The organism is Nocardiopsis kunsanensis DSM 44524 (assembly GCF_000340965.1).
GTDB classification, from domain to species: Bacteria; Actinomycetota; Actinomycetes; order Streptosporangiales; family Streptosporangiaceae; genus Nocardiopsis; species Nocardiopsis kunsanensis.
Genome location: NZ_ANAY01000060.1, coordinates 1 through 4,611, shown reverse-complemented (window position 1 = coordinate 4,611; position 4,611 = coordinate 1). Strand labels below are relative to the sequence as shown.

Genomic DNA, 4,611 nt, shown 5'->3' with positions numbered 1-4,611 from the left:
CCTGTCACCAACCGCTTGCACAGCAGCACCCCCGACACGAGTTAACAAAGTACTACTAGTGCGTGCGGTTTCGAAACAGCAGGCCGTTTGCTATAGCGACACCGGTGACCACGACTGCGGCTCCCACCAACTGCAGGAACGTGGGATGCTCACCCAAGATCAGCGCGGACAGGCCGAGTGCGAGGATCGGCTGGATCAACAGCAGTCCACCGGTCGTCGTCAACGGCAACAAGACACTGCCGTGGTGGATGAACAACCAGGCGACCACCTGGCCGAGTACCGCCAGGAGCCCGAGCAGCACCCACGACCGGACTGAGATCCCGCTCAGCTGGATGCCGCCGGAGAGGGGCGAGACCATGACGGTGGCGGCCGCGGCGGAGGCCGACGCCCATGTCAGCGGTTGAACGAACAGGCCCGGGTCGCGTCGTGTCGCTCGGCGGGTGACGAACAGGTACACGCCGTAGCCACAACCCGCGATGACACCCAGCAGCACACCGGTACTCGTGTCCGGACCCCGGAGGGAAGCGTTCCACAGCCCGCCGACCAGGCTGATCCCGATGAGCATCAGCGGGAGCGTGATGATGAAGCGCGTCGTGACCCTCTCCCGGTCGACGAGGAAGGCCAGCGCGGGCAGGACCACGACTTGTACGTTGATGAGGAGGGTGCTGATCCCCGCGCCGACGTGGTAGATCGAGGCGGTCCAGGCGGCGTAGTCAATGCCCAGCGCAGCCCCGGCGGCGAGGGACCACAGCACACCGCCGCGTGACAGGGTCCCGGCCCGCGCCCGTTCCCGAAGCGCCAGGGGGATCAGCACGACCACGGCGATCGCACACCGTGCCACCGCGGTCGTGGCGGCATCGACGCCGGCCAGTTTCACCAGGATCGCCGAAACCGAAAGGCAGAGCGCTCCAGCCAGGACCAGAGACGACGCGACGACGGGGCCGTCTTTTCTTACCGTCCGACCAGTGTGGGATGCACCGTGCGGAGAGCGTGGAGCGACAGAAGACATGACTCGACGGTAGGTTCACACCCGGAGTCAGCACTACTTCATAGTTCTGCTCATTTATGTTAAGAATTCCTTATGACTATGGGATGGGACCGTCTCCGCGTACTGGACGCCGTGGCCCGGACGGGGTCGGTGACCCGGGCCGCGACGGTACTGCACATGAGCGGTCCCGCTGTGTCACAGCAGTTGCGGCGCATCGAGGCCGAGGCGAGGACGAAGATCGTGGTGCCGGACGGGCGCGGCCTCCGCCTCACCGCGAAGGGCGAGGTGCTCGCCGGGTACGCCCGGCAGATGGCTGATGCCATGCAGCAGGCGGAGAACGATCTTCACCGCGACGAGACCTACGTCGGTCATCTGCGTGTCGCGGCGATCGCCTCCGCCATCCGAAGCGTGCTCGGCTCCAAGCTGGCCGCGTTTCACCGTGAGTACCCCCGCGTGCGGGTCTCCGTCGAGGACGGGGAGACCACCGATCATCTCGCCCGCCTCGCGGCCGGGGCCGTCGATCTCGTGCTCGCCGAGTCCTGGAGCGCCTCCCCTCTGCGGTTGCCGACGAGTGTGGTCGCAGAACAGATCGCACGAGAAGCCCTGTTCATCGCGATGCCGGGCGACCATTCTCTGCGGTCCCACGCCCCTCTTAGCATTCGTGACCTGGCCGGAGAGCGCTGGGCGACCTGTGCCCAGGACTCGGACGCCCACACCGCCATCGAGCAGGTCGCACGTCGGCACGGCGTCGAGCTCGACGTGTCGTTCCATGTCGCCGACCATCTGACCCAGCTCGCGCTGGTGCGAGAGGGCCTGGCCGTCGCGTGCGTGCCGATCCCGGCTGACAGCAGCGATCCGAGAATCACCTACGGGCGACTCGACACCGAACTGCATCGCGACATCCTGCTTCTGGAGAGGGCCCAGACCGCCTCGTTGGCTCTCCAAGCCCTCAAAGCGTGCTTGGTGGACTGATCCGGCGGGAACAGTCGAGGCGCTTCTCCCGAGTGGTGTCCGAGCCCAGCGGGTCGGGGAGGGGCGCGGTTCCCGTTCCGGTGATGCCCGCGGTCGGACCACGACTGGTCGCGTCGGTCGCGCTTCCGGCGGACACCCGGGCTCCTGCGGGTGTCCGGGCCGCCCCGCCCCTCGCCGCCGGGCCCGGTGGTGGGGTCAGGCGTCGTCGAGGTCAACGGTGGGCAGGGGCGTGACCGCCAGGCCGTTGAGGATGCTGCCGTCGGTGTCGTACCGGGAACCGTGGCAGGGGCAGTCCCAGCTGGTCTCCGTCGCGTTCCAGGCCAGCCGGCAGCCCATGTGGGTGCAGTTCGGCCTGGGGGGTCGAGGAGGATTACTACAGGATCTGGCGGTAGAGCCGTGACCTCACGGACGTGACCCGCGAGCTCGGGGTTCGTGAACTCAGACTGGTCGGCACGCTGGTGTGGTGGAATCGGCTCATGAGCGATGAGCGCGGCTCCCTCTGCGGAATCCAGGTGCTGTCCCCCTACGCCTTCTGGCTCACGGGGGGCCCTACGCGGCGATGTACTACCGGCACGGCCCCGACTGGGTGCAGGGCCGAGTTCGGATCTCGCGCGGGACAGGGTTCCCCAAGAACACCTACTTCTACGACCCTGTGAACGACAACGCCGAGGACCCCGTCATGACCACGTGCGGGGGCCGCAGCGGCTTCATCGTGTACAAGACCGAGATCCCCGCGATTCTGGCCGACCTGCGCTCCGATGCCCGCTCGAAGGTGAAGCTCCGGCGCCTGCCCACCTGGGAAGAGCTGGTCGCGAGCTCGCGTGTGGTGAACGAATGCCGCCGTCTGGTCCGCGAGAGGAACAGGTTGGCCCGCCTGGGGTTCGACGATCCGGTGAAGAACATCCGCCACTGGCCGACCTGGGTCGACCGACACCCGAAGTACGCCCCCGAGGTCCTGGCCATGCGTTGATATCCCACCCCTGCCGCCTCACCGCAGGCGGGTGTAGCAGCGCGGGCAGGCCGGTCTCTTCACCTCGCTCGGGGCGTTCCAGGGCAGGCGGCAGTACCAGCGACGGCACCGGTGGGCCTGGGTCGCGGGGGCGTAGTCGTCGGTGGACAACGGCGCGGTGTGCCCGCAGGCCGGGCAGATCCACTCGTGGGGGTGACCTCGCGGCCGTGGGTCTGGTTCACCGACAGGTGCAGGCGCATGGTCCCCGGGGCGGGGCCGTGCGGGTCGGCCACATGGTGGCACTTCGAGCAGCGAGGGTAGGCGGGCTGGTCAGGGTTGCGGTTGACCAGGACCATGAACAGGGACACCAGATTCCTCCTCGGGGTGCGCGCGGTGGTGCCTCAGACGCTGATCATGAGCCGGTGCCCGGTGGGAAGAACGCCTTCGGCGCGATAGCCCGACCACCCGTGGGGAGCCGGGACCCTCATCACCGCGTGTGCGTCCAGCACCGCCTTCAGGTCGGTCTCGTGCACCCGCACCAGTGCCCACAGCCCGGCGCCGTCCTCGGCCTCCTCCATCACGTCCAGCTCCCGCACGCCGCCGTCGAGCGTGTCCGCCCAGTCGACCAGGCCATGCAGGAGCGCGGCGTGCGCCGCGGTGGAGGCGTCGGGATGGCGCAGCACCTTCCCGCCGGCGCCGGGCCCAGGGGCGGACATCACCTCGACGCGGACCCCGTCCACGGTGCCTTTGGCGCTCCATCCGTCAGCAAGGCTGAGCCGCTGGGCCGACTACCGGTGAGCGCGGGCGATGGCGTGTACCAGGGCGTGCTGGTCCTCGGAGGGCAGGTTCGTGGCCGGGCTGAGGGTCACCGGCGGGGTGAGGTCGGCGCCGGGAGTCATGGCGACGGTCAGGGGCGGGAGCTCCCCGGCCCTCTCCAACAGGTGGTGGGCGGCGGTGAGCAAGCGGGGAACAGGGGTGGGGGTCACGGGTTCTCCAGGAGGCGGGCGTGGCGGCCGCCGGACAGCTCCGGCACGTGCTTGTACAGGGTCGACCTGCTGACGCCGAGCAGGCGGGCGATGGAGGCCACCGAGTTGTCGGGGCGGGTGAGCAGGTCGCGGGCGTGGCGGATCTGTTCCGGGGTCATCGCCGGGGGCCGTCCCAGGCGCTTGCCTGCGGTGCGGGCGGCGTCCAAGCCCTCCTTGGTGCCCTGGACGATGAGTTCGCGGATGAACTCGGCCAGGGCGGCGAAGACGTGGAAGACCAACCGGCCGCCAGGGGTGGTGGTGTCCAGGGCTTCGTGCAGGGAGCGGAAGCCGATCCCGGCGCGGCGCAGGTCTCCGACCAGGGTGATCAGGTCGGCCAGGGAACGAGCCAACCGGTCCAGCGCGGGGACCACGAGGGTGTCGCCGGGGCGCAAGTAGGCCAGGCAGGCCTTGAGGTCGGGGCGCTGAGCATTCTTCCCGGACTTCTTGTCGGCGAAGATCTTGGAGCACCCGGCGGCCTTGAGGGCGGCGAGTTGGCGGTCGAGCTTTTGGCCCTGGGTGGAGACGCGGGCGTAGCCGATCAGCGCCCCGCCGCCGTGGGCGGGTTCGGGGGCGAGCGGATCGTCCGGGAGCGCAGGGGCGGGGGCGGTGTCCATCCCCTAAGAGGTCATCTCATTTGGATTCTCTGTAGCCTGGACCCATGTCGATGGTCGAACGAC

The 4,611-nt window shown here is 68.9% G+C and carries 7 protein-coding genes; 2 read left to right on the top strand and 5 right to left on the bottom strand.

Going from position 1 to position 4,611, the window contains the following annotated elements; translation table 11 throughout:
• Positions 1 to 55: 55 nt before the first annotated feature.
• Positions 56 to 1,009 carry a DMT family transporter gene (locus D456_RS0123085; protein WP_275040502.1) on the bottom strand — a complete coding sequence of 318 codons (954 nt, stop codon included), beginning with the start codon at positions 1,007 to 1,009 and terminating at the stop codon, positions 56 to 58.
• Positions 1,010 to 1,081: 72 nt separating this feature from the next.
• Between D456_RS0123085 and D456_RS0123080 the strand changes: the two genes are divergently transcribed.
• Positions 1,082 to 1,960, top strand: a complete 879-nt coding sequence (locus D456_RS0123080; protein WP_026116154.1) for a LysR family transcriptional regulator — start codon at positions 1,082 to 1,084, stop codon at positions 1,958 to 1,960.
• A 195-nt stretch (positions 1,961 to 2,155) separates the two neighbouring features.
• Here the strand turns inward: D456_RS0123080 and D456_RS0123075 are convergent, their stop codons facing one another.
• Positions 2,156 to 2,296 carry a Rieske 2Fe-2S domain-containing protein gene (locus D456_RS0123075; RefSeq protein ID WP_017578547.1) on the bottom strand — a complete coding sequence of 47 codons (141 nt, stop codon included), beginning with the start codon at positions 2,294 to 2,296 and terminating at the stop codon, positions 2,156 to 2,158.
• 223 nt (positions 2,297 to 2,519) lie between these two features.
• Here D456_RS0123075 and D456_RS0123070 point away from each other — a divergent pair, with 223 nt between their 5' ends.
• Positions 2,520 to 2,930 carry a hypothetical protein gene (locus D456_RS0123070; protein WP_017578546.1) on the top strand — a complete coding sequence of 137 codons (411 nt, stop codon included), beginning with the start codon at positions 2,520 to 2,522 and terminating at the stop codon, positions 2,928 to 2,930.
• Positions 2,931 to 3,310: 380 nt separating this feature from the next.
• Here the strand turns inward: D456_RS0123070 and D456_RS0123065 are convergent, their stop codons facing one another.
• From D456_RS0123065 to D456_RS0123055, 3 genes are all read right to left on the bottom strand, one after another.
• A complete protein-coding gene (locus D456_RS0123065) occupies positions 3,311 to 3,625 on the bottom strand; it encodes a hypothetical protein (RefSeq protein ID WP_239643904.1) in 315 nt (104 codons plus the stop codon).
• Between the two features lie 72 nt (positions 3,626 to 3,697).
• Positions 3,698 to 3,895, bottom strand: a complete 198-nt coding sequence (locus tag D456_RS0123060; RefSeq protein WP_017578544.1) for a hypothetical protein — start codon at positions 3,893 to 3,895, stop codon at positions 3,698 to 3,700.
• Positions 3,892 to 4,548 (bottom strand): recombinase family protein, encoded by a 657-nt coding sequence (locus D456_RS0123055; protein WP_017578543.1) that lies wholly within the window; start codon positions 4,546 to 4,548, stop codon positions 3,892 to 3,894. The genes D456_RS0123060 and D456_RS0123055 overlap by 4 nt, the downstream gene beginning before the upstream one ends.
• Between the last annotated feature and the right edge of the window lie 63 nt (positions 4,549 to 4,611).